The sequence below is a fragment of the Pseudoduganella sp. R-34 genome (genome assembly GCF_049904655.1).
Taxonomy (GTDB): Bacteria; Pseudomonadota; Gammaproteobacteria; order Burkholderiales; family Burkholderiaceae_D; genus Rugamonas.
This window is the reverse complement of the sequence record NZ_CP184572.1, coordinates 369,654-390,062: the sequence shown is the minus strand read 5'-3', so window position 1 is coordinate 390,062 and position 20,409 is coordinate 369,654. Positions and strand designations below refer to the sequence as shown.

General features: G+C 59.3%; 22 protein-coding genes. 8 read left to right on the top strand and 14 right to left on the bottom strand.

Features of this window, described 5'->3' with window-relative positions; translation table 11 throughout:
• The first annotated feature begins 75 nt into the window (after positions 1–75).
• The gene (locus tag ACN9MW_RS01845; RefSeq protein ID WP_426167020.1) at positions 76–1,686 is read left to right on the top strand and encodes an alkaline phosphatase D family protein; all 1,611 of its coding nucleotides are present in this window, start codon (positions 76–78) and stop codon (positions 1,684–1,686) included.
• A gap of 8 nt (positions 1,687–1,694) precedes the next feature.
• On the opposite strand, the gene ACN9MW_RS01840 is transcribed toward ACN9MW_RS01845, so the two are convergent.
• Together ACN9MW_RS01840 and ACN9MW_RS01835 are read right to left on the bottom strand one after the other, a co-directional pair.
• Complete coding sequence (locus ACN9MW_RS01840) at positions 1,695–3,314, bottom strand: NAD(P)-binding protein (protein ID WP_426167018.1); 1,620 nt, start codon at positions 3,312–3,314, stop codon at positions 1,695–1,697.
• Complete coding sequence (locus ACN9MW_RS01835) at positions 3,314–4,825, bottom strand: polyamine aminopropyltransferase (RefSeq protein ID WP_426167016.1); 1,512 nt, start codon at positions 4,823–4,825, stop codon at positions 3,314–3,316. The genes ACN9MW_RS01840 and ACN9MW_RS01835 overlap by 1 nt, the downstream gene beginning before the upstream one ends.
• 64 nt (positions 4,826–4,889) lie before the next feature.
• On the opposite strand from ACN9MW_RS01835, the gene ACN9MW_RS01830 reads away from it, so the two are divergent.
• The 6 genes from ACN9MW_RS01830 (at position 4,890) to rsgA (ending at position 9,586) form a co-directional block, all read left to right on the top strand.
• Positions 4,890–5,276 carry a DUF350 domain-containing protein gene (locus ACN9MW_RS01830; RefSeq protein WP_426167014.1) on the top strand — a complete coding sequence of 129 codons (387 nt, stop codon included), beginning with the start codon at positions 4,890–4,892 and terminating at the stop codon, positions 5,274–5,276.
• An 11-nt stretch (positions 5,277–5,287) separates the two neighbouring features.
• Positions 5,288–6,346 carry an SPFH domain-containing protein gene (locus tag ACN9MW_RS01825; RefSeq protein ID WP_426167012.1) on the top strand — a complete coding sequence of 353 codons (1,059 nt, stop codon included), beginning with the start codon at positions 5,288–5,290 and terminating at the stop codon, positions 6,344–6,346.
• A 10-nt stretch (positions 6,347–6,356) separates the two neighbouring features.
• The gene (locus ACN9MW_RS01820) at positions 6,357–7,838 is read left to right on the top strand and encodes a DUF4178 domain-containing protein (protein ID WP_426167010.1); all 1,482 of its coding nucleotides are present in this window, start codon (positions 6,357–6,359) and stop codon (positions 7,836–7,838) included.
• Positions 7,835–8,008 carry a hypothetical protein gene (locus ACN9MW_RS01815; RefSeq protein WP_426167008.1) on the top strand — a complete coding sequence of 58 codons (174 nt, stop codon included), beginning with the start codon at positions 7,835–7,837 and terminating at the stop codon, positions 8,006–8,008. Before ACN9MW_RS01820 ends, ACN9MW_RS01815 begins: the two co-directional genes overlap by 4 nt.
• A complete protein-coding gene (speD, locus tag ACN9MW_RS01810) occupies positions 8,005–8,364 on the top strand; it encodes an adenosylmethionine decarboxylase (protein WP_426167006.1) in 360 nt (119 codons plus the stop codon). Before ACN9MW_RS01815 ends, speD begins: the two co-directional genes overlap by 4 nt.
• A gap of 208 nt (positions 8,365–8,572) precedes the next feature.
• The gene (gene rsgA / locus ACN9MW_RS01805; protein WP_426167004.1) at positions 8,573–9,586 is read left to right on the top strand and encodes a ribosome small subunit-dependent GTPase A; all 1,014 of its coding nucleotides are present in this window, start codon (positions 8,573–8,575) and stop codon (positions 9,584–9,586) included.
• On the opposite strand, the gene ACN9MW_RS01800 is transcribed toward rsgA, so the two are convergent.
• On the bottom strand, positions 9,583–9,972 hold the full coding sequence (locus ACN9MW_RS01800) for a VOC family protein (RefSeq protein ID WP_426167002.1): 390 nt from the start codon (positions 9,970–9,972) through the stop codon (positions 9,583–9,585). The genes rsgA and ACN9MW_RS01800 overlap by 4 nt on opposite strands.
• Positions 9,973–10,062: 90 nt before the next feature.
• On the opposite strand from ACN9MW_RS01800, the gene ACN9MW_RS01795 reads away from it, so the two are divergent.
• Positions 10,063–10,644 (top strand): hypothetical protein, encoded by a 582-nt coding sequence (locus ACN9MW_RS01795; protein ID WP_426167000.1) that lies wholly within the window; start codon positions 10,063–10,065, stop codon positions 10,642–10,644.
• Between the two features lie 63 nt (positions 10,645–10,707).
• Here ACN9MW_RS01795 and ACN9MW_RS01790 read toward each other — a convergent pair whose 3' ends face one another.
• From ACN9MW_RS01790 to atpB, 11 genes are all read right to left on the bottom strand, one after another.
• Positions 10,708–11,391: an SDR family NAD(P)-dependent oxidoreductase gene (locus ACN9MW_RS01790; RefSeq protein WP_426166998.1), complete on the bottom strand. Its 684-nt coding sequence runs from the start codon at positions 11,389–11,391 to the stop codon at positions 10,708–10,710.
• Between the two features lie 102 nt (positions 11,392–11,493).
• Positions 11,494–12,261 (bottom strand): glycosyltransferase family 25 protein, encoded by a 768-nt coding sequence (locus ACN9MW_RS01785; protein WP_426166996.1) that lies wholly within the window; start codon positions 12,259–12,261, stop codon positions 11,494–11,496.
• Positions 12,251–13,495, bottom strand: a complete 1,245-nt coding sequence (locus ACN9MW_RS01780; protein ID WP_426166994.1) for an O-antigen ligase family protein — start codon at positions 13,493–13,495, stop codon at positions 12,251–12,253. Before ACN9MW_RS01780 ends, ACN9MW_RS01785 begins: the two co-directional genes overlap by 11 nt.
• Before the next feature lie 260 nt (positions 13,496–13,755).
• Positions 13,756–14,181, bottom strand: coding sequence for a F0F1 ATP synthase subunit epsilon (locus tag ACN9MW_RS01775; RefSeq protein WP_155454855.1), 426 nt, complete (start codon positions 14,179–14,181; stop codon positions 13,756–13,758).
• 55 nt (positions 14,182–14,236) lie between these two features.
• Entirely contained in the window at positions 14,237–15,637 is a 1,401-nt protein-coding gene (gene atpD, locus ACN9MW_RS01770) for a F0F1 ATP synthase subunit beta (RefSeq protein WP_155454856.1), read from the bottom strand.
• A gap of 30 nt (positions 15,638–15,667) precedes the next feature.
• On the bottom strand, positions 15,668–16,540 hold the full coding sequence (gene atpG / locus ACN9MW_RS01765) for a F0F1 ATP synthase subunit gamma (protein ID WP_426166991.1): 873 nt from the start codon (positions 16,538–16,540) through the stop codon (positions 15,668–15,670).
• Between the two features lie 45 nt (positions 16,541–16,585).
• Positions 16,586–18,127, bottom strand: a complete 1,542-nt coding sequence (gene atpA, locus ACN9MW_RS01760; RefSeq protein WP_342115707.1) for a F0F1 ATP synthase subunit alpha — start codon at positions 18,125–18,127, stop codon at positions 16,586–16,588.
• 48 nt (positions 18,128–18,175) lie between these two features.
• Positions 18,176–18,709 (bottom strand): F0F1 ATP synthase subunit delta, encoded by a 534-nt coding sequence (locus tag ACN9MW_RS01755; RefSeq protein ID WP_426166989.1) that lies wholly within the window; start codon positions 18,707–18,709, stop codon positions 18,176–18,178.
• Positions 18,710–18,711: 2 nt separating this feature from the next.
• On the bottom strand, positions 18,712–19,182 hold the full coding sequence (locus ACN9MW_RS01750; RefSeq protein ID WP_057262245.1) for a F0F1 ATP synthase subunit B: 471 nt from the start codon (positions 19,180–19,182) through the stop codon (positions 18,712–18,714).
• Positions 19,183–19,222: 40 nt separating this feature from the next.
• Positions 19,223–19,504, bottom strand: coding sequence for a F0F1 ATP synthase subunit C (gene atpE, locus ACN9MW_RS01745; RefSeq protein WP_426166986.1), 282 nt, complete (start codon positions 19,502–19,504; stop codon positions 19,223–19,225).
• Positions 19,505–19,576: 72 nt separating this feature from the next.
• Complete coding sequence (atpB, locus tag ACN9MW_RS01740) at positions 19,577–20,398, bottom strand: F0F1 ATP synthase subunit A (protein WP_426166984.1); 822 nt, start codon at positions 20,396–20,398, stop codon at positions 19,577–19,579.
• Positions 20,399–20,409: the final 11 nt, after the last annotated feature.

Here is a 20,409-nt window from a genome sequence, read left to right as displayed (position 1 = left end):
AGAGGCCTTTCGTCAATTGCCCGTCATATTTCGAAAATACATTGATGTACCGTTTAACATCAATGAGGCTTCAATATGACGAATCCTGGTTATACCCGCCGGCGCTTCCTGACCCACACGGGAGCTTTCACGGTAGGCACCGCAGCATTTGGGCTTTCTGGTTGCGGCTCCGGCAGCTCTCCTGCAGCACCGAACATTATTGCTGCCGAATCCGAGCGACCCAAGCTGCCGTACGGTTTTCAGATTGGCGACATCGCCGATGGCCGGGCAGTCGTGTGGTCGCGTTCCGACCGCCCTGCCCGCATGCGGGTAGAGTTCGACACCACTGAAGGCTTCCTCAACCCCCGCCAGGTCCTTGGCCCGACGGCCACGGAAGCGAGCGATTTCACCAGCCGTATTGAGTTGACAGGCCTGCCCTCCGGTGAAAAGATCTTCTTGCGCGTCTCCTACGACAACGCCACCGACCTGAAAATCGGCAGCGACCTTGCGACCGGCAGCTTCCGCACGCTGCCAGCGCCGGACGACAAACGCCCCGTGCGTTTCGTATGGAGCGGTGATACCGCAGGCCAGGGCTGGGGCATCAATCCCGAATTCGGCGGCATGAAAATCTACGAAGCCATGCGCAAGCGCCAGCCGGACTTCTTCGTGCACAGCGGCGACAACATCTACGCCGACGGGCCAATCAGCGCTGAAGTAAAGGCCGAGAACGGGCGTACCTGGAAGAACCTCGTGATCCCGGAAGTCTCGAAAGTCGCCGAAACGCTCAACGAGTTTCGCGGCCGCTATCGCTACAACATGATGGACGATAATATCCGCCGCTTCAACGCCGAAGTCCCTCAGATCTGGCAGTGGGATGACCACGAAGTCACCAACAACTGGTCGGCATCGAAAGACTTGAGCGCCGATACTCGCTACACGGAAAAGAATATCCAGACGCTGATCGCCCGCGGCAAGCAGGCATTCCTGGAATACGCCCCAATGCGCTGGGGCGACCAGCCCGAATCGCAGCGCGTCTATCGCCGGATTCCCTATGGCCCGCTGCTCGACGTGTTCGTCCTCGACATGCGTTCATATCGCGGCCCGAACAGCACCAACCTGCAGGCGGTCGAGAGCGACGCAAGCGCCTTCCTTGGCGCTGCTCAAGTCAAATGGCTCAAGGACTCGCTGGCTCAGTCCACCGCAACGTGGAAGGTGATTGCCGCCGACATGCCAATCGGCCTGCAGGTCCCCGACGGCAAGGACGCCAGCGGCACCGCGCGCTGGGAAGCAATCGCCAACGGAAACGATGGCGTGCCGCTAGGGCGCGAGATCGAAATCGCTGGCCTGCTGCGCGACATCAAGTCGATCAAGAATGTGGTGTGGATAACTGCCGACGTTCACTACTGCGCCGCCCATTACTACGATCCGGCGCTCGCCCAGTTCACCGACTTCTCGCCATTCTGGGAGTTCGTTGCTGGCCCACTGAACGCCGGTACTTTCGGCCCCAATCTCCTGGATGCGACTTTCGGGCCGCAGGTGAAATTCCAGAAAGCGCCGCCCACCGGGCAAGCCAATCTCTCACCTTTCGCCGGCTTCCAGTTCTTTGGTGAGGTGAACATTGACCCACAGACGAAAGCATTCACCATCGATCTCCGGGACCTTGACGGCGTTTCGGTCTACTCCAACACCTTGCCCCCGGCCGCCTGAGCCAGCAGTTAGCCGCGCAGTGCCTTTTGCGCTGCGCGGTAGCCCCACCAGGACGCTTCTTCGAACACGGAGAAGCCGCTCAAGTCGGAATGCGCAAACAGGACCGGGCCATCCATTTCGCGCAAGGACTTCAGGCCCGCATCGCTGCGGAATCCCGGCACCGGTACCGCCATTGCATGGCCGCGCAAGGTGATATCCACGCGCTCCACGCAACGTTCGAATTGCGCGCCGTAAGCCGCCTTCAGGTCGACGCTCGCCAGCGCCAGCAACTCTTCGCCGCTCGCTGCCATCATCCATTTGCGCGCCTCGCGCGGGTCGCGGTCAGCCAGAGCCACGTAGCTGGTGAAGACCGTCTTCTCCGGCGGCGCCACGCGGATGTCCTGGTGCGTCGAGACCACGTAGCCCAGGCCGTTGGTGCCGTGCACCACGTTATCCCAGGACAGCGGTACCGCTGGCAGCTCCTGTGGAAAACGCTTCATCAGGAAATTCGCCACCATCCATGGCGCGTGAATTTGCTTGTGGACATCCGGCATGTTTTCCACAACCCTCGCCGCGACATGCAGCGGCATCGCGGAAATAACGCGGCGCGCGCGGATCGTGAACGTGCGCGGCACACCGCGTTCGAGTGCAAAGCAAAGCACTTCCACGCCCCGCCCCTGGCCCGTGCCGCCGCTGGCGTTGTCCACCCGTACACGCACCGCGCTGCCCGCAAGGCGCTTGGGCCGTGCCAGCCGTTCCATCCCGCTGGCCAGCGCCTGCAGCCCCTCCGGCCAGGTCAGCCAGGCGCCCTGCTCCGCGTTTTCCGCTTCGCCTCCACGGCCGCAGAAGTAATGCAACCCCGCCCAGGCGGAGATCGCATCGAGCCCCGCGCCGTAATCGTCGCGGCAGCAGTAATCCATGTACCACAGCAACGATGGCGTCCGATAGCCATGCTGGGCAAGCCAGGCGCCAAAACTCATGGCATCGAGCTGCGCCGCCTCCGCATCCGCCGACGAATGCTCGCTGGGGAAAGTGAACCTGCGCCTTCCATCCGCGCCGACCGCACTGCGCAACGCTTCCACTTGCGCAAAGAAGCGCTTGTGCTCGGCCAGTTCGGCATCCGGCACCCCTTCATGCGGCAAAACGCCCTCCTGCCAGGCGCCATTAAACAGCAACCGGTCCTCCGGTCCATGCAGCACAAAGCGCTCGTCGTAATAAGGTTTGCGCGACGTTGCCCCGCGCTGGATCACGCCCAGGTCCGCCAGCAGTTCGCGCACATGGGCGCATTCCTCGGCCGGCAGCGGCAGGTAATGCGCGCCTGTCGGGTACCCCAACGCGCCGAATCGCCCACCAGCAGCATTACCATATGGCTCGGGTCCGTCCAGCATCAGGAAGTCATCATGCCCCTGCTTTCGCAACTGCCAGGCAGCAGTCAGCGCTGCAACACCGGAACCGAGGATCAGCACATCAGCCGACAATGACTGCGACGGTGCAGGCAAAGGCTTGCGGTCGCGCAGGAAATGCCCTTCATCGCGCCCAGGCGCATTCACGACCGGCGTAATCTCCTGCCATCGCAGGTATCCAGCCACGCTGGCCGCAGCGGTAACGCCGCCGGCAGCAGCCCAGGCCAGGAAAGAACGACGCAGCATCAGCGAATCACCCTGCGCCAGTCCTGCTCGAATTCATGCACCAGCGATTGTGTGTTGAGACGGTTCGGCGCCATCGGCAGCGGTTTCATGTCCGGAGGGAAGGCAAACATTGCCTTCGTGGTCTCTGCATTCAGGAAACGCATCGGCAGGCTGTACGCCTCGGGCGGCCGGTAATCAAGCTGCGGCGAAGCCATGATGAAGCCCCATTCGCCAAAAGACGGCACATACAGGTGATACGGCCAGGTACGCATGCCCACGTCGCGCAACGTCGCATCCACCGTCCAATAGGCATGCGGCGCGAAGAACGGCGAGGTCGCCTGCACCACCACCAGGCCATTGGCGGCAATATGCTTCTTCAGCACGCCGTAGAACGGCACTGAATACAACTTGCCCAGCGCGAAACTGGAAGGATCGGGAAAATCGACAATCGCTGCATCGAACATGTCCTGGTTCTGCTGCAGCCAGATCGCCGCGTCGGCATTCACCACCGTCACGCGCTTGTCGCGGAAAGAACCCTTGTTCAACGCCACCAGTTCATCGCGCTGGGTGAAGGCCGCCGTCATCGCCGGGTCCAGGTCCACCAAGGTGACGTGTTCGACCTGTGGATAACGCAGGACTTCGCGCAGCGCCAGCCCGTCGCCGCCGCCCAGGATCAGCACGCGCTTGGCCCAAGGCAGCGCCCCCATCACCGGATGCACAAGCGCTTCGTGGTACCGATACTCGTCGCGCGAGGAAAACTGCAGGTTGCCGTTGATATACAGGCGCAGGTCATCCTTCCACTTGGTGATTACCAGGCGCTGGTACGGCGTGCTGGTCGAATACACGATTTCATCGCCAAACAGCCCATGTTCGCCCCAACCGGTCAGCCGGTCCGCGCCGCTGAAACCGATCACCAGCGCCAGCATCACGGCACTGGCGCGCAGCAAACGGCCGGCCACGTTCGCCAGCTCTGTGCGGAAAACATAAATTGTCCACAGGGCCACCGCGATGTTCAGCATCCCGAACAGGAAACCGGTGCGCACCAGGCCAAGCTGCGGCGCCAGCACCAGCGGAAACAGCAGCGACACTGCCAGCGCGCCGAGGTAATCGAACGTCAGCACGCGGCTGACCAGTTCACTGAATTCGGTCTGGCGCGAGTTCAAGGCGCGCATCACCAGAGGAATCTCCATGCCCACCATGGCTCCCACCAGGAATACCATGGTGTACAACAAGGTGCGGAACGGCGCCGACGCCCAGGCAAACGTCATGAACAGCACGGCAGCGGACAGGCCGCCGATCAGGCCCACCGCCAGTTCAATGTCGACGAAGCGGGCCAGCACGTCTTCGTCTTTCACATACTTGGAAAAATGCGCCCCGACACCCATCGCAAACAGGTAACAGCCGATAATGGTGGAGAACTGCAGCACCGAATCACCCAGCAGGTAGCTGGAAAGTGCGCCAGCGATCAACTCATAGGCAAGTCCGCAGGACGCGACGACGAAGACTGAAACAATGAGAATCTTTTTGGTCATTTGGATGCTTTTGTTCTAATATGTTTCTTTTGCTACAAGCATGTCACTTTAACCGGGGATCGACGTGAACGCCATCCTAAATTATCTGGTCCACCTGGCGCTGGCCGCCTTGTTGTTGGTAGTCTTCTTCAAAGCCTATACATGGATGACGCCGTATGACGAAGTCAAATTGATCCGGCAGGGCAACCATGCCGCGGCGCTGTCGCTGGGCGGCGCCATGCTGGGTTTTTCGATGACCATCGCATCGAGCATCCTGCATACCTACAACTGGCAGCAGTTCCTGGCCTGGGCCTTTGGCGCGATGATCGTGCAAGCGCTCGGCTACGCCATCACGACACGCTGCCTGAAAATGGCGCAGGACCAAATTGAGGCCGACAACAGCGCCTTCGGCGGCCTGCTCGGCACTATTTCGCTTTCCATTGGCGGCATCAATGCCGCCTGCATTTCCTGAGAGGTTACATCATGGGTATCGGCAGCTTTATCAAGAAGCAGTTTATCGACGTACTGCAGTGGAACGAGGACGCGGAAGGCGTATTGTCCTGGCGCTACCCGATGCAGGACTTCGAGATCCAGAACGGCGGCGTGCTGATCGTGCGTGAATCGCAGGTCGCGGTATTCGTCAACGAAGGCCAGATTGCCGACGTGTTCGGCCCCGGCACCCACAAGCTCACCACGCAAAACCTGCCGCTGCTGACCAACCTGAAGAACTGGGACAAGCTGTTCGACTCCCCGTTCAAGTCGGATGTGTATTTCTTCAGCACCCGCGTGCAGACCGGCCGCAAGTGGGGCACCCCGCAGCCGATCACGATCCGCGACAAGGATTTCGACATGATCCGCGTGCGCGCCTTCGGCATGTATTCCTACCGCGTGGCCGATCCGCGCAAATTCTTCACTGAATTGAGCGGCACCCGCAACATCTACACCCGCGACGACGTTGAAGACCAGCTGCGCGGCATCCTGCTGGCCTCCATGGCCAACTCGCTGGGCGCCTCCCAGATCGCCTTCCTCGACATGGCAGCCAACCAGGCCCTGATGGCGCAGGAAGTCAAAGGCGGCCTGGCCGACGCGTTTGCACGCTACGGCATCGGCCTGGATGAATTCAACGTCGCCAGCGTCAGCCTGCCGGAAGAACTGCAAGCCGCGCTGGACGAGCGTATCTCCGCCGGCATGAAGGGCGGCATGAGCGACGCCAAGATGGCTGGCTTCACCAAGTACCAGGTGGCACAATCGATCCCGCTGGCTGCCGGCAACGAAGGCGGCCTGGCTGGCATTGGCGCAGGCCTGGGCGCCGGGCTGACCGTCGGCCAGGTGATGGGCCAAGCCATGGGCCAGGCACTGAATCCGGGCGCAGCACAGGCCCCAGCGCCTGCTGCTGCAGCTCCAGCCGCCCCCGCCGCGCCAGCGCAGGAATCGATCGAAGACCGCCTCGGCAAGCTGAAAGCCCTGTTGGACAAGGGCCTGATCTCGCCAGCCGACTACGACGCCACCAAGGCTGAACTGCTCAAGAAACTGATCGGATAAGCCAGGCCGCATGCAAACAGTTTCCTGCCCTAGCTGCGGCGCAGAGGTCAACTTCCGCTCGCACGCCTCCGTCATGGCGGTGTGCGAGTACTGCAACACGCGTGTACTGAAAGAAGCCGGCGCGGTCAAAGACCTGGGCAAGATTTCCTCCGTGCTGGAGGACTATTCCCCGATCCAGGTCGGCACCAGCGGTGTACTGGGCGGCCGCAACTTCAATGTCGTGGGCCGCATCCAGCTGCGTTACGACGCGGGCGTGTGGAACGAGTGGTTCATCGTTTTCGATGACGCCACCAGCGGCTGGCTGGGCGATGCTTCCGGCCAGTACACGGTGACCACGCTGCGCAAACCCGATGCGCAGCTGCCGGCCTTTGAGGACATCCAGCCTGGCAAACCCTACCAGTTGGTGGGCGCGCGCTATATGTCGGCTGACGTCAGGACCGCGCAGTGCATCGGCGGCCAGGGCGAACTGCCGTTCAAGGTGGGCGATGGCTGGCAGGCGAAAGTCGCCGACTTCCGGCGCGGCAGCCATTTCATTACCCTCGACTATTCCGACGAAGGCCCGCCGCTGATGTACACCGGCGTCTCGGTCACGCTGGAAGCCATGCAAGCCCAATTACTGCGCGATGCAGACGAAATCAAGCGCACCGCCGGCCGCTACCGGGGCAAGCTCGATGCGCTGGACTGCCCCAACTGCGGCAGCCAGATCAAATACCTGCCCGGCCTGACCGCAAACCTGGTTTGCCAGTCCTGCCAGACCGAAATCGACGCCGCCAGCCCGAAAGCCGAGGTCATCGCCGTCGGCCGGCGGCAAGAGAAGGAATACTTCACGCTGCCGCTGGGCGCCTCCGGCAAATTGGGCAACCAGGATTTCACTGTCATCGGCGTGATGCGCCGTGCCGACGACGAGGGCAGCGGCTGGACCGAATACCTGCTGTACGGCAGCCGGAATGGCTTTACCTGGCTGGTCGAAACTGCCGATGGCTGGTCGCGCGCCAATGTGATGGACCAGTGGCCGGAAGCAAACGTGCTCGACGCCCAGACGGTCAACTTCGACAAGGCCGGCTACAGCAAACTGTATGACTACAACTCTGTTGTGACTTACGCAGCCGGCGCCTTCAACTGGCGTGTGGCGGTAGGCGACCATACTCACGTCTACGAATACAAGCGCCAGCAGGTGACGCTCGCGGCCGAACTAACGCCCACAGAACTTGGCTGGTCGCGATCAACCCCGGTCGCCTGGGACCAGCTCAAAGCCTGGTTCGGCGATGCCGTCAAAGGCGAGGACAAGGCCAGCGGCGAGGTTGCACAGGATTTCAGCAAAGGCCGATATGCGCGCTCGGCTAAGAACTGGATCATCGGCATTCTGGCGTTGAACGCCATTCCGCTGCTGTTCAATTTCGGCGGCACCATCGGCGTCACGATCCTGGCCTGCCTTGCGCTCTACCTGCCGGCCCTGGTGCTGGACGCAATCGACGATCAAACGAAAAAATGAATAAATTCTTCGGCTACGCCCTGGTGGTGAGCATGTTCAGTGTCGGCACCAGTTGGATCAAGTTTGTCAGCGGCCCATCGTCGAGTAGCGGCGGCGGCTACCACGGCAGCAGCTGGTCCTCCAGCTCCGGCAGCTGGGGCAGCGGTGGCGGCGGCGGAGGCCATAAGTGAGCATTCACCAACCAAGCGGCACGCACCTGCTGGCCGACATGTCCGGCATTGAGCCGGGCCTGCTTGCGGACTGCACAAGGATTGAGCAATTGCTGCGCGGCGCCGCAGCCGCAGCCGGCGCACAGGTGCTGCACAGCCACTTCCACAGCTTTGGCACCGGATTGGGAATAACCGGCGTCGTGTTGCTGGCGGAGTCACATATTTCGATCCACACCTGGCCCGAAAACGGCTTCGCAGCCGCCGACATCTTCATGTGCGGCGCCGCCCAGCCCCACCTGGCGCTGGAAGTAATCGAGGAAGCACTGCAGCCCGAGTGTTCCGAAGTCCGCACCGTCGACCGCGAGCCACCGCATTGACTTGCCCCGCCGCCGGTGCGACACTGGCGGCTTTCCCACCAACCTGACAGGAGTTTTGCCATGCGTTCGTTTGATCTTGCCCTCCTGTCGGCTGCCTGACCTTCAGCGTTTGAGCTAGAGCGCCCGGCCGGGCGCCGACATTTCCAGACTAATCCTGCTTGCCACGCCGCGCGTGGCTGGCCGTGTTCACCCATGGAAAACGCTCATCATGATCGACTTCGACTACGAAGCTTTACGCAGCATCGGACTTAACAACACCATCATTTCGCGCCTGGCCGAGGCACCTGCCGGCCGCCTGTACCGCATCACAGAATATCAACGCGACCGCATCAGCCTGCACGACGGCGTGGCCGAAATTCACGCTCGCGCCCTCCCCCGCCTGCTCGCCGGGACGGCGCTCTGCGCCGGCGACTGGGTGATCGCGCAGGCCAATTCCTTGAACGAGGTGTGGATAAACCACCGTTTATCCCCAATGAATCAATTCGCCCGCGCCGATTCACCTCCCATCGCGAGCAATATCGATACCGCCTTGCTGGTCATGGGCCTGGACGGCGACTTCAATTTGCGCCGTATTGAACGCTATCTGGCGCTCGCCGCGGCCGCCGAAGTCACGCCCCTGATCGTCCTCAGCAAACCGGATCTCTGCGCGGACATTGATAGCCGGGTGGCCGCGCTGACGGAACGGCTGCCGCCGCGCACGCAGTTCCTGCTGGTGAACGGCACCAGCGCGGAATCCATAACGCAGCTGGATCCCTGGCTAGGCCCCGGACAAACCATCTGCCTGCTTGGTTCTTCCGGCGCCGGCAAGTCAACCTTGACCAATGCCCTGGCTGGAGCAACCCAGGAAACCGGCGGCGTTCGGCGCACGGACCATCGCGGCCGGCATACGACAACCGCCCGGTCCATGCATTTCTGCCCTTCCGGCGCCTGCATCATCGATACGCCAGGCTTGCGCAGCCTGAGCCCGGAATCCTTGTCGTCAGCTTTCGACGATATCGAATCGCTGGCCGCAGGCTGCCAGTTCCGCGATTGCCGGCACGAGGGCGAACCCGGCTGTGCAGTGCTGGGCCATGTGGACCCCGACCGCCTGCACAACTTCCACAAGCTGCAACGCGAGGTGCGCCGCAACCAGCAAACAGCGCTGGAACGGATTGCTGAACGGCAGAAATGGAAATCACTGATGAAGTCGGCCGCTGCACGCAGCCGGCAAAAGCGCAGCTAGCTTAGCTGTACGGTGGCCTCGATATTGTTGCCGTCGAGGTCAATAATGAAGGCGCTGTAGAAATTTGCATCGCTGACCCGTGGACCTGGTGGGCCGTTATCTTCGGCTCCCAGGTCGATCGCCGCATGGTAGAAGGCGTTCACGGCATCCTGGTTCGGCGCGGAAAACGCCAAATGGATGGGACTACGCGAAGGTTCATGCCCATTCTTCCAATAGCTGGGAATCTCCGCGCCTACCCACAAGAATGGATGGCCGGTAGCAGAAGCATAAATGGCCCAGTCCAGGTCGGTCACCGCACGCCGAATCCCGAGGGGCGCCAGGCAAGCGTCATAGAGCGCCGCGCTGCGTACGAAATCCGAAACGACGATACCGAGATGGTGGATCATGGCTGCCTTCCATCGCTACTTTTAGTTCAAGACTAACACCGCGACTGGGCGGGTGGCGCACCACTCAGCCAGCCGGTCGGGTAAACTGTCATGACTAAAAACAAGAGGTTTCACACCATGCGCAAAGCCGCGCCACTCGCCCTGCTACTCGTCCTCGCCGGCTGCGGCGATACCTATACGCCCGCGTCGCTGTACCAGGCCACGTCTCCTGATTGCAGCACGCCGGTTGACGCCGATACCTTTGAACTGCCGCGTGGTATCACGGTGGCGGCCACCACCGTCCTGCCGCAAGCTGCCGAAGGCGGTATGGAAATCGGGGTCAACTACATGCTGCCGCGCACGACCCAGGTGCACTTTGCCACGGCCCACTTCCAGGTCAGCCAGCCGAAGGGTCCGCTGATTGAAAACGCGACCGTGCTGAGCGTCTACCAGCGCCCGACCAACGGCAAACCCGAGATGGTGGAAATCGTCAACGGCGTGCCGCTGGTGCTGTTCGCCGTCGGCACCAGCGACGATACCCAGTTCCGCTACCGGCTGATCATCAAGGGCAAGATGCCAAAGCGCTTCGACCTGACCCCGCCGGACGTTCTCATTGGCGGCAAGCGCTACGTGTCCCGCACCTTCACCTACCGCTGGTTCGAGGACAAGCAAGCCTACGGCATGTGCCATTGACCCCGTCTGCGCGCACCCGATTTCAATCTCGTGACACCAATGCGTTCTGTGGCTGAAGCGGCTTCAGGTACATGGAATCGCAGCGCCGTGGATAGCGCGCGCAGCCGGGCTGCACAGGTACAGGATCACGTCGGCCAGTGCTTCCGGCGGAACCCATTTGCTGCGGTCGGCATTGGGCATGGCGGCACGGTTGTCCGGCGTATCGATGGTGCCGGGCAGGACGCAATTGACATTGATGCCGTGACCACGCAGCTCGGCCGACATTGACTCGGTCAGGCGAATTACAACGTCCTTGCTGGCACAGTAAGCACCCATATTCGCCATGCCCTGCCGCGCAGAGCCGGAAGCGATGTTCACGACCTTGCCGCCCAGCCCGTCCAGCATGCCGGGCACCACCGCCGCGACCGCATTGCGCAGGCTGCGCACATTGAGATCGAACAGCTCGTCCCATTGCGCATCCGTCGTCGCATGCACGGGCGTACCCATCGCAAACCCGCCCGCAATATTGCACAGCACATCGATACGGCCGAAGCGTTGGACAGCGGCGTTTGCGGCGGCAACGGCCGACGCAGCATCGCGCAGGTCGGCGATCGCCAGCATGCGCCGTCCGCTGGCAGGACCACAAGCGCTTTCCAGGCGCGCTGTTTCGCGACCGATCAGGACAGTGTTGGCTCCTGCAGCATCGAATGCCCGCGCAACTGCGCTGCCGAGGGCGCCAGCTGCGCCGGTGATGAAGATCGTGGTCATGGCATTTCCTCTATGTTGCGTACGCAGGCGCGCGCACGTGTCTAAAGTGGGCGTTCAACCTGGCCTGAAAGAGACAAAAGGCAGCCGAGGCTGCCTTAATAATCACCAGGTTTCATCCTGTTTGGATACACGCTGGAAAGGTCTGATAAGGAGCTGATTGATAAATTTGTGGTAGAAGAGTTGATGTAAGTGGTAACCGATGCTCCGTTTCAACTGTACACCTTGTCTTTCGGACTCGAGATTGGAGAACTGCGCGTGCTCGGAGAGGCCGACGCAATAAGGCACAACCGCTTTGACTGTCACAAAGTCCCGGTTGAATACGGCCCAGTCATCGGCCACTGCCCATACTGGGTAGAGATTGTCGAGCAGCTGCTTCGCGGCGGCGCGTGTAACGAAATAGCCATTTGCGCGAATCGGTGTGCCGTAAATGTCGGCTACCATGTATTTTTCATCGAGGCGCCGGGTCTTTCTATTCTTGTATTTCCGCACATGATTCAACAAGAAAACGACCGGTTCGCTGCTGGCATACTCGCGTTGCAGCCCTGTTAAAACAGCGGGCAAATCCTCGCTTAGTTGCGCGTCATCTTCCAGCACCAGCGCATACTGCATGCCTTCTTCAAGCATTTTCCGATAAGTGAACACATGGCTAAGCGCGCAGCCAATCTCGGAAGGCGTCAGGTCATGCGACAGCTCAATGGCACGGCGCTTATCGTAGTGCTGCGCCAGTTCTTCAGGCGTTAGAAATTTGCCGTAGACCGCACTGAAAATCGTATAAGGGATGCCGGCTTTTTCGAGTTGTCGTGAGATGTTCTCCCGCCTCTCAACATCTTTCTCAAGATTGACAACGAAACATCCAACTTCATTTTTCATAAATTAACTCCGAAGGCAGCGGAGACGCGACAGCTTTCTCCAGTTCCTCTTGCCTGTTGATGACTAATGCCGACAGGGCCGCCACGCTGATGATGTAGAAGTCGCTGCACAGGTTTGAATAGAACATGGTCTCGCTCAGGCCAAAGGCCAGGAACGCCAGGCTTGTGGCCAGCCCCATGCCGGCCGCTACGCGTTGCTGCGAGTCTGCGCTCCGCAAGAACTTCTTGAACCACAGGCCAGGTACAAGATAGAGTGCAAGCATGGCAATGGCACCAGGTGTTCCCAGCGTCGCCATGAAGTGCAGAAGGTCATTGTGAGAGTGGAGTTGCATTCCCGCTAGCGGCGTAATTACCCTGTCCCTTGCCAATTTTCTCAGCGTTTCCTCATATGGAGCAGTGCCAACGCCGAAAACTGGATTCTCCCGGAACATGTTCCAGGAAGCTTGCCAGAGTTGCAAGCGGATGCCGATCGACGTTTCGGCTTTCGGCTGTTCGGCATAATGCACGGTTTCGGAATAGGCGAGTTCGATCCGCGTTTTCGTGTATGGCAAAGAAGCCATCGCCGCGGCAAGCAACAGCATTGAAACAACCGATATAGCGATCTTGCGGCGATCGTGCATGCTCTGCTTAAGCGACACGGCAATCAGAATGAAGACGGGAACTGCGATCCAGCTACCACGGGTGCCCGACATATACGAGGCAACCAGACTCAAGACGCACGCCACTACTTTGATCGCCATCGGTGCGATTTCATCCCGCGTATTCCATCCGATGGAAAGCAAAGCCATGCATCCCATCAGCAGCGTCAGATTCGAGAACAGAATGAACGGGTTCGAGATGATGCCGCCAGGGCGTCCATTCACTCCATATGTCGTCCAGATCAACGCGATGGAGCAGAGCAGAGCCCCAATTACCCAAGACCACTGAAGAATACGGAGCTTATCGCTCGATAGTAGTAGGAACACCCAAAGCAAAAGCGGAAATACGGCAAGTTGCAGCCCTTTTTCAAAAGGCTTGAACACGAATGCGCCATGTGCAGCTTGATTAAGGAGGACTGCGATGAGCATGCCCGCCATTGCAAGATGAATACCCCAATATTTCTTTAAGATGTCACGAAATGACTTCCCGCCCGGCTTTACTCCAAGCGCAAGGCCACCAACAGCACACAATAGCAACACGTAAAAGTTGAAACGCCGGCCGACGGGCAAGATCAACAACACGCTGGGGAAAGACACTAGGAGTACGCTGAGAAGACGGTGCAGCTGGGATGTCTTTGTACTAATCTTTGTACTAATCATTTACGGTATTGGGGCGTCTACAAAAGGCGCCAGTGTTAGGCTTTGCTTAAGACAGGGATTATACAGAGTCCGATGCAGCGAACCTGATAATCAGGGCCATGGCGCGCGGAGCCGTTCTGGCTGGCCGATTCCCGGCAGCCTGTAGAAAGACAAAAAGGCAGCCGAGGCTGCCTTTCCATTGCGACGAGAAGAAGGGATCAGCCCTTGATCTTGCGCAGTTTTGCGATTGCTGCCAGCTGGCCGATAGCCGCTGCCAGTTCCGCTTGTGCTTTCGCGTAGTCGATGCCGGTCTGCTTGTTCGCCAGGCTTTCTTCCGCCAGTTTCTTGGCAGCTTCAGCTTTGGCTTCATCCAGGTCGTGACCACGGATCGCGGTGTCAGCCAGGACCGTCACGGCGTTTGGCTGCACTTCCAGCAGGCCGCCGGCGACGAAGACGAACTCTTCTTCAGCCTGGCCTGGAACCTGGATGCGCACCGCGCCTGGACGGATACGGGTGATCAGCGGGGTGTGCTTCGGGTAGATACCCAGCTCGCCCTGCTCGCCCGGCAACGCCACGAAAGTCGCTTCGCCCGAGAAGATCTGCTCTTCGGCCGAAACCACATCAACGTGAATAGTGTTTGCCATGTTTATCCTCTGTAGCTATAGCGGCCCCGGTGAGGAGGCCGCTACGACAATCGAATTAGCCCAGTTTCTTGGCTTTTTCGATGGCTTCTTCGATGGTACCAACCATGTAGAAGGCCTGTTCTGGCAGGTGGTCCAGTTCGCCGGAAGCGATCATCTTGAAGCCCTTGATCGTGTCTTTCAGCGAAACGTACTTACCTGGGGAACCGGTAAACACTTCAGCAACGTGGAACGGCTGGGACAGGAAACGCTGCATCTTACGTGCGCGAGCAACGACCAGCTTGTCTTCTGGAGCCAGTTCGTCCATACCCAGAATCGCGATAATGTCGCGCAGTTCTTTGTAGCGCTGCAGGGTGCCCTGTACGGCACGTGCGGTGTTGTAGTGCTCTTCGCCCACAACCAGCGGGTCCAGCTGACGGGAGGTCGAATCCAGTGGGTCAACTGCAGGGTAGATACCGAGTGCAGCGATGTCACGGGACAGAACGACGGTCGAGTCCAGGTGGCCGAAGGTGGTTGCTGGGGACGGGTCGGTCAAGTCGTCCGCTGGAACGTAGACGGCCTGGATCGAGGTGATCGAACCGGTCTTGGTGGAGGTAATACGCTCCTGCAGACGGCCCATCTCTTCGGCCAGGGTAGGCTGGTAACCCACTGCGGAAGGCATACGGCCCAGCAGTGCGGAAACTTCGGTACCGGCCAGGGTGAAGCGGTAGATGTTGTCCACGAAGAACAGAACGTCACGGCCTTCGTCACGGAAGGATTCAGCGATGGTCAGGCCGGTCAGCGCCACGCGCAGACGGTTGCCAGGTGGTTCGTTCATCTGACCGTAAACCATGGCCACTTTGGAGTTGGCTGGGTTTTCCAGGTCAACCACTTTGGCGTCAGCCATTTCGTGGTAGAAGTCGTTACCTTCACGGGTACGCTCACCAACACCGGCGAACACGGACAGACCCGAGTGCGCTTTAGCGATGTTGTTGATCAGTTCCATCATGTTCACGGTCTTGCCCACACCTGCACCGCCGAACAGACCAACCTTACCACCCTTAGCGAATGGGCAGACCAGGTCAATCACCTTGATGCCGGTTTCCAGCAGGTCTTGGGATGGGGACAGTTCGTCGTAAGCAGGAGCCACGCGGTGGATCGAAGCAGTCTGCTCGTGGGAGACAGGGCCGCATTCGTCGATCGGGTTGCCCAGCACGTCCATAATACGGCCCAGGGTAGCTTTACCCACTGGAACCATGATTGGTTTGCCGGTGTTCTGGATGGTCATGCCGCGACGCAGACCGTCGGAAGAGCCCAGAGCAATGGTACGGACAATGCCGTCACCCAACTGCTGTTGCACTTCCAGGGTCAGCTCGGAGCCTTCCATCTTCAGCGCGTCAAAAACCTTAGGCATCGCGTTGCGTGGGAACTCAACGTCCACCACAGCGCCGATACACTGAACGATTTTGCCATCAGCCATGTTCGTTCCTTCAAATATAGTTAAATTCGTTTAAACCGCTGCCGCACCGGCGACGATTTCAGACAGTTCTTTGGTAATTGCAGCCTGGCGGGTCTTGTTGTAGACCAGCTTCAGCTCACCGATCACGTTGCCGGCGTTGTCCGATGCGGACTTCATCGCCACCATACGCGCCGATTGCTCGGACGCCAGGTTTTCTGCAACGGCCTGGTACACCAGCGCTTCAATGTAGCGCTCGAGCAGTTCGTCGATCACGGAAGCAGCGTCCGGCTCGTAGATGTAGTCCCAGTTGTGGGAGTGCTCATCGGCCTTCATCTTGTCCGCGGTCAGCGGCAGCAGCTGCTCGACCATCGGCTCTTGCTTCATCGTGTTGATGAACTTGGTGTAGCACAGGTAAACGGCGTCCAGTTTGCCTTCCTGGAATTTCTCCAGCATCACTTGCACTGGGCCGATCAGCTTTTCCAGGTGCGGCGTATCGCCGATCTGGGTAGCTTGTGCGACCACTGGTACACCGATGCGGTTCAGGAAGCCCAAACCTTTGTTACCAATTGCGACTGCTTCAATCTTGTTGCCTGCAGCTTCCAGCTCGCGGGTCTTGTTGGTCACCATACGCAGAACGTTGGTGTTCATACCACCGCACAGACCCTTGTCGGTCGTCACGATGATAAAGCCCACAGCCTTGGCTTCCGTACCGGCTTCAGCCAGGAACGGGTGCGTGTACTCTGGATTGGCGTTAGCCAAGTTCGCAGCGATATTACGAATCTTGTCACTGTAGGGACGGGCGGCGCGCATACGGTCCTGCGCCTTGCGCATTTTCGATGCAGCGACCATTTCCATCGCCTTGGTGATCTTCTTCGTATTCTCTACGCTCTTGATCTTGCCACGTATCTCTTTACCTACTGCCATGATCCTTCTCCTTTGCGTGGAGGCCCGTCGCCGGGCCCCCGAATATTAGTTTGCGAAGGATTTCTTGAACTCGGCAATGGCGGCCGACAGCGCAGCTTCGCCGTCTTTGTCCAGTTGCTTGGTTTCTTCGATCTTGGCCAGCAGAGCGGAGTGCTTGGTCTTCAGGAACGAGTGCAGTTCGGCTTCGAAAGCCAGCACGCGCTTGACAGCGACGTCATCCAGGAAGCCCTTGTTCACTGCGAACAGCGAAGCGCCCATCAGGGAAATCGACAGTGGCGAGTACTGAGCCTGCTTCAGCAGTTCGGTCACGCGGGCACCGCGGTCCAGCTGCTTACGGGTCGATTCGTCCAGGTCGGAAGCGAACTGCGCGAACGCAGCCAGTTCACGGTACTGTGCCAGGTCGGTACGGATACCGCCGGACAGGTTCTTGATGACCTTGGTCTGGGCAGCGCCACCAACGCGGGACACCGAGATACCTGCGTTAATCGCAGGACGGATACCGGAATTGAACAGCGAGGTTTCCAGGAAGATCTGGCCGTCGGTAATCGAAATCACGTTGGTTGGAACGAACGCGGAAACGTCGCCAGCCTGGGTTTCGATGATCGGCAGTGCGGTCAGGGAACCGGTCTTGCCTTTGACAGCGCCTTTGGTGAAGGCTTCGACGTAGTCGGCGTTCACGCGAGCAGCGCGTTCCAGCAGACGGGAGTGCAGGTAGAACACGTCGCCTGGGTATGCTTCGCGGCCAGGTGGGCGGCGCAGCAGCAGGGAGATCTGACGGTAAGCAACTGCTTGCTTGGACAGGTCGTCGTACACGATCAGGGCGTCTTCACCGCGGTCGCGGAAGTATTCGCCCATGGTGCAACCGGAGTAAGCCGAGATGTACTGCATTGCTGCGGATTCCGAAGCGGAAGCGGCCACAACAATGGTGTACTCCATCGCGCCGTGCTGTTCCAGGGAACGCACGATGTTCTTGATGGTCGATGCTTTCTGGCCGATAGCAACGTAGATACAGGTAACGCCCTGGCCTTTTTGGTTGATGATGGCATCAACTGCAACGGCGGACTTACCGGTCTGACGGTCGCCAATGATCAGCTCACGCTGGCCACGGCCGATTGGCACCATCGCGTCGATCGACTTCAGGCCGGTCTGCATAGGCTGGCCGACGGACTCACGGGCGATAACGCCTGGAGCGATCTTTTCGATTGGGGAGGTCAGGGTGGTGTTAACAGGACCTTTGCCGTCGATCGGCTGGCCCAGGGCGTTAACAACGCGGCCACGCAGTTCAGGACCGATTGGAACTTCCAGGATACGGCCGGTGCACTTGACGGTGTCGCCTTCGGAGATGTGCTCGTAGGCGCCCAGAATAACGGCACCAACGGAGTCACGCTCCAGGTTCATTGCCAGGCCGAAGGTGTTGCCTGGGAATTCCAGCATCTCACCTTGCATCACGTCCGACAGGCCGTGGATGCGACAGATACCGTCTGCTACGGAAATTACGGTGCCTTGATTGCGCACTTCAGCGCCGCCATCAATGCCTTGGATCCGGCTCTTGATCAGCTCGCTGATTTCGGATGGGTTGAGTTGCATACTAACTCCTAAATGTTTTCTCTCTAGCTGTCGCGAAAGGCGGCCCGGTTAGGCGACCAGCGCGGAACGCAGCTGCTGCAGCTTGGCGTTGACCGAAGTGTCCAGCACTTCGTCGCCAACCACGACGCGAACGCCACCGATCAACGAAGGATCGGTCTTCACGACTGGTTTGAGCTTGCGGCTGAATTTCTTTTCCAGCGTCTTGATCAGCTCGGCCACTTGGGCTTCGCTCATGTCGAATGCGCTCGTGATTTCGGCGTCTGCCGCACCTTCGGCTGCATTCTTCAGCAGCGCGAACTGGGCACCGATTTCCGGCAGCAATGCGATACGACCGTTTTCGATCAGCATCGAGAGGAAGTTGTTCGCTTCCGCGTTGAGCGGCGATTTCAGCAAGGCCTTGATGGCTGCGATGACATCGCTATCCAGAACTTTTGGATTGCGGGCATATGCCAGCACCTCTTCATGCGAACCGATCTGGGCCAGTTCGGACACCAGATCGGACCACTGCGCGAGGTTGCCAGCCTGGGCTACGCGGAAGAGGGCTTCCGCGTAAGGACGGGCGACGGTTGCGAGCTCTGCCATAATCAGAGCTCGGTAGCCAGGCGAGACAGCAGGTCAGCGTGAGCCGACGCGTTGACTTCGCGCTTCAGGATTTGCTCGGCGCCCTTCACAGCCAGGTCAGCCACTTGGCCACGCAGCGCTTCGCGGGCCTGGGTTACTTGCTGCTCAGCTTCAGCTTTAGCTTGTGCCACGATGCGGGCAGCTTCGGCTTGTGCGTTTGCTTTAATTTCTTCAGCGACCAGTTGAGCACGCTTTTCAGCGTCCGCAACGAGCGAAGACGCATCGTTACGGGCAGCGGTCATGGCTTCTGCAGCAGCTTTTTCAGCTTTCTGCATCGAAGCCTGACCTTGGTCGGCGGCAGCCAGACCATCTGCAATTCGCTTGGCACGCTCATCCAGCGCATTGTTCAGCGCTGGGAATACGAACTTCATCGAGAACCAGACGAGCACCGCGAAGGTGATCATCTGACCGATGAGAGACATATTGATGTTCATACCTTGCTCCTAAAAGTTTTCTCCAGATTCAGGAGAAAGATTACTGAGCAGCAGCGGCGGTCAGGGCGGTCAGGAATGGGTTGTTGAAGGTGAACAGCAGAGCAACACCAACGCCGATCATGGAGATCGCGTCCAGCAGACCAGCGATAACGAACAGTTTGGTTTGCAGTTGTGGCATCAGTTCAGGCTGACGTGCCGAAGCTTCCAGGAACTTGCCGCCCAGGATAGCGAAGCCGAGTGCGGTGCCGATGGCGCCCAGGCCAACGATGATTGCTACGGCCAGAACGGTCATGCTTTGTACTTGTGCGATCAGAGCTTGCATTAGATTTCTCCTAATTTAAAAAAAACGAAAATACCAAAAAACTAAAACCAAATACTACGAATAAGTTGCTGATTAGTGCTTTTCAACCGCGAGGGCCAGGTACACAACCGTCAACGCCATAAACACAAACGCTTGCAGGGTAACAATCAGAATGTGGAAGATTGCCCATGGGCCGCCCAGCAGCCACTGTGCCCACCATGGCAGCAGTGCGATCAGGATGAAGATCAGCTCGCCGGCGTACATATTGCCGAACAGTCGCAGCGACAGGGAAATTGGTTTGGCGAACAGCTCCAGCATCTGGAAGATGAAGTTGATCGGTGCCAGGATGATGGTGCCGACGGTGCCGTGAGCGTGGAACGGTGCGGTGAACAGTTCTTTGGTCCAGCCGCCAGCGCCTTTTGCCTTGATCGAGAAGCCGATGATGCACAGCAGGACGCCGATCGACATGCCGAAGGTGTGGTTCACGTCGGCGGTAGGCACAACGCGCAGCTTGTGCACACCGAACCAGCTCAGCACTTTAGGCAGCAGGTCGACAGGCAGGAAGTCCATGGCGTTCATCAGCCAGACCCATACGAAGATGGTAATGGCCAGTGGAGCGATAACTTTGGATTTGGCGTGGAATGCGGAGTTGACGGTCTCGTTGACCATCTCCATGACCCACTCAACGAAGTTTTGCAGCTTGCCTGGCACGCCAGCGGTGGCGCGGCGGGAAGCCATGTAGAACATGCCCAGGAACACGAAGCCAAGGATCAGGGAGATCCAGAAGGTGTCCAGGTTGATGGAATTAGGGGAGACAACATCACCAGCGGAATTCAGGTGCGAAAGGTGGTGCTGGATGTACTCGGTGGCGTTAGCCGGGCCGGCGTGACCGCCCGTAGCGTGTTCAGTAGTCATAGGTCCGAATT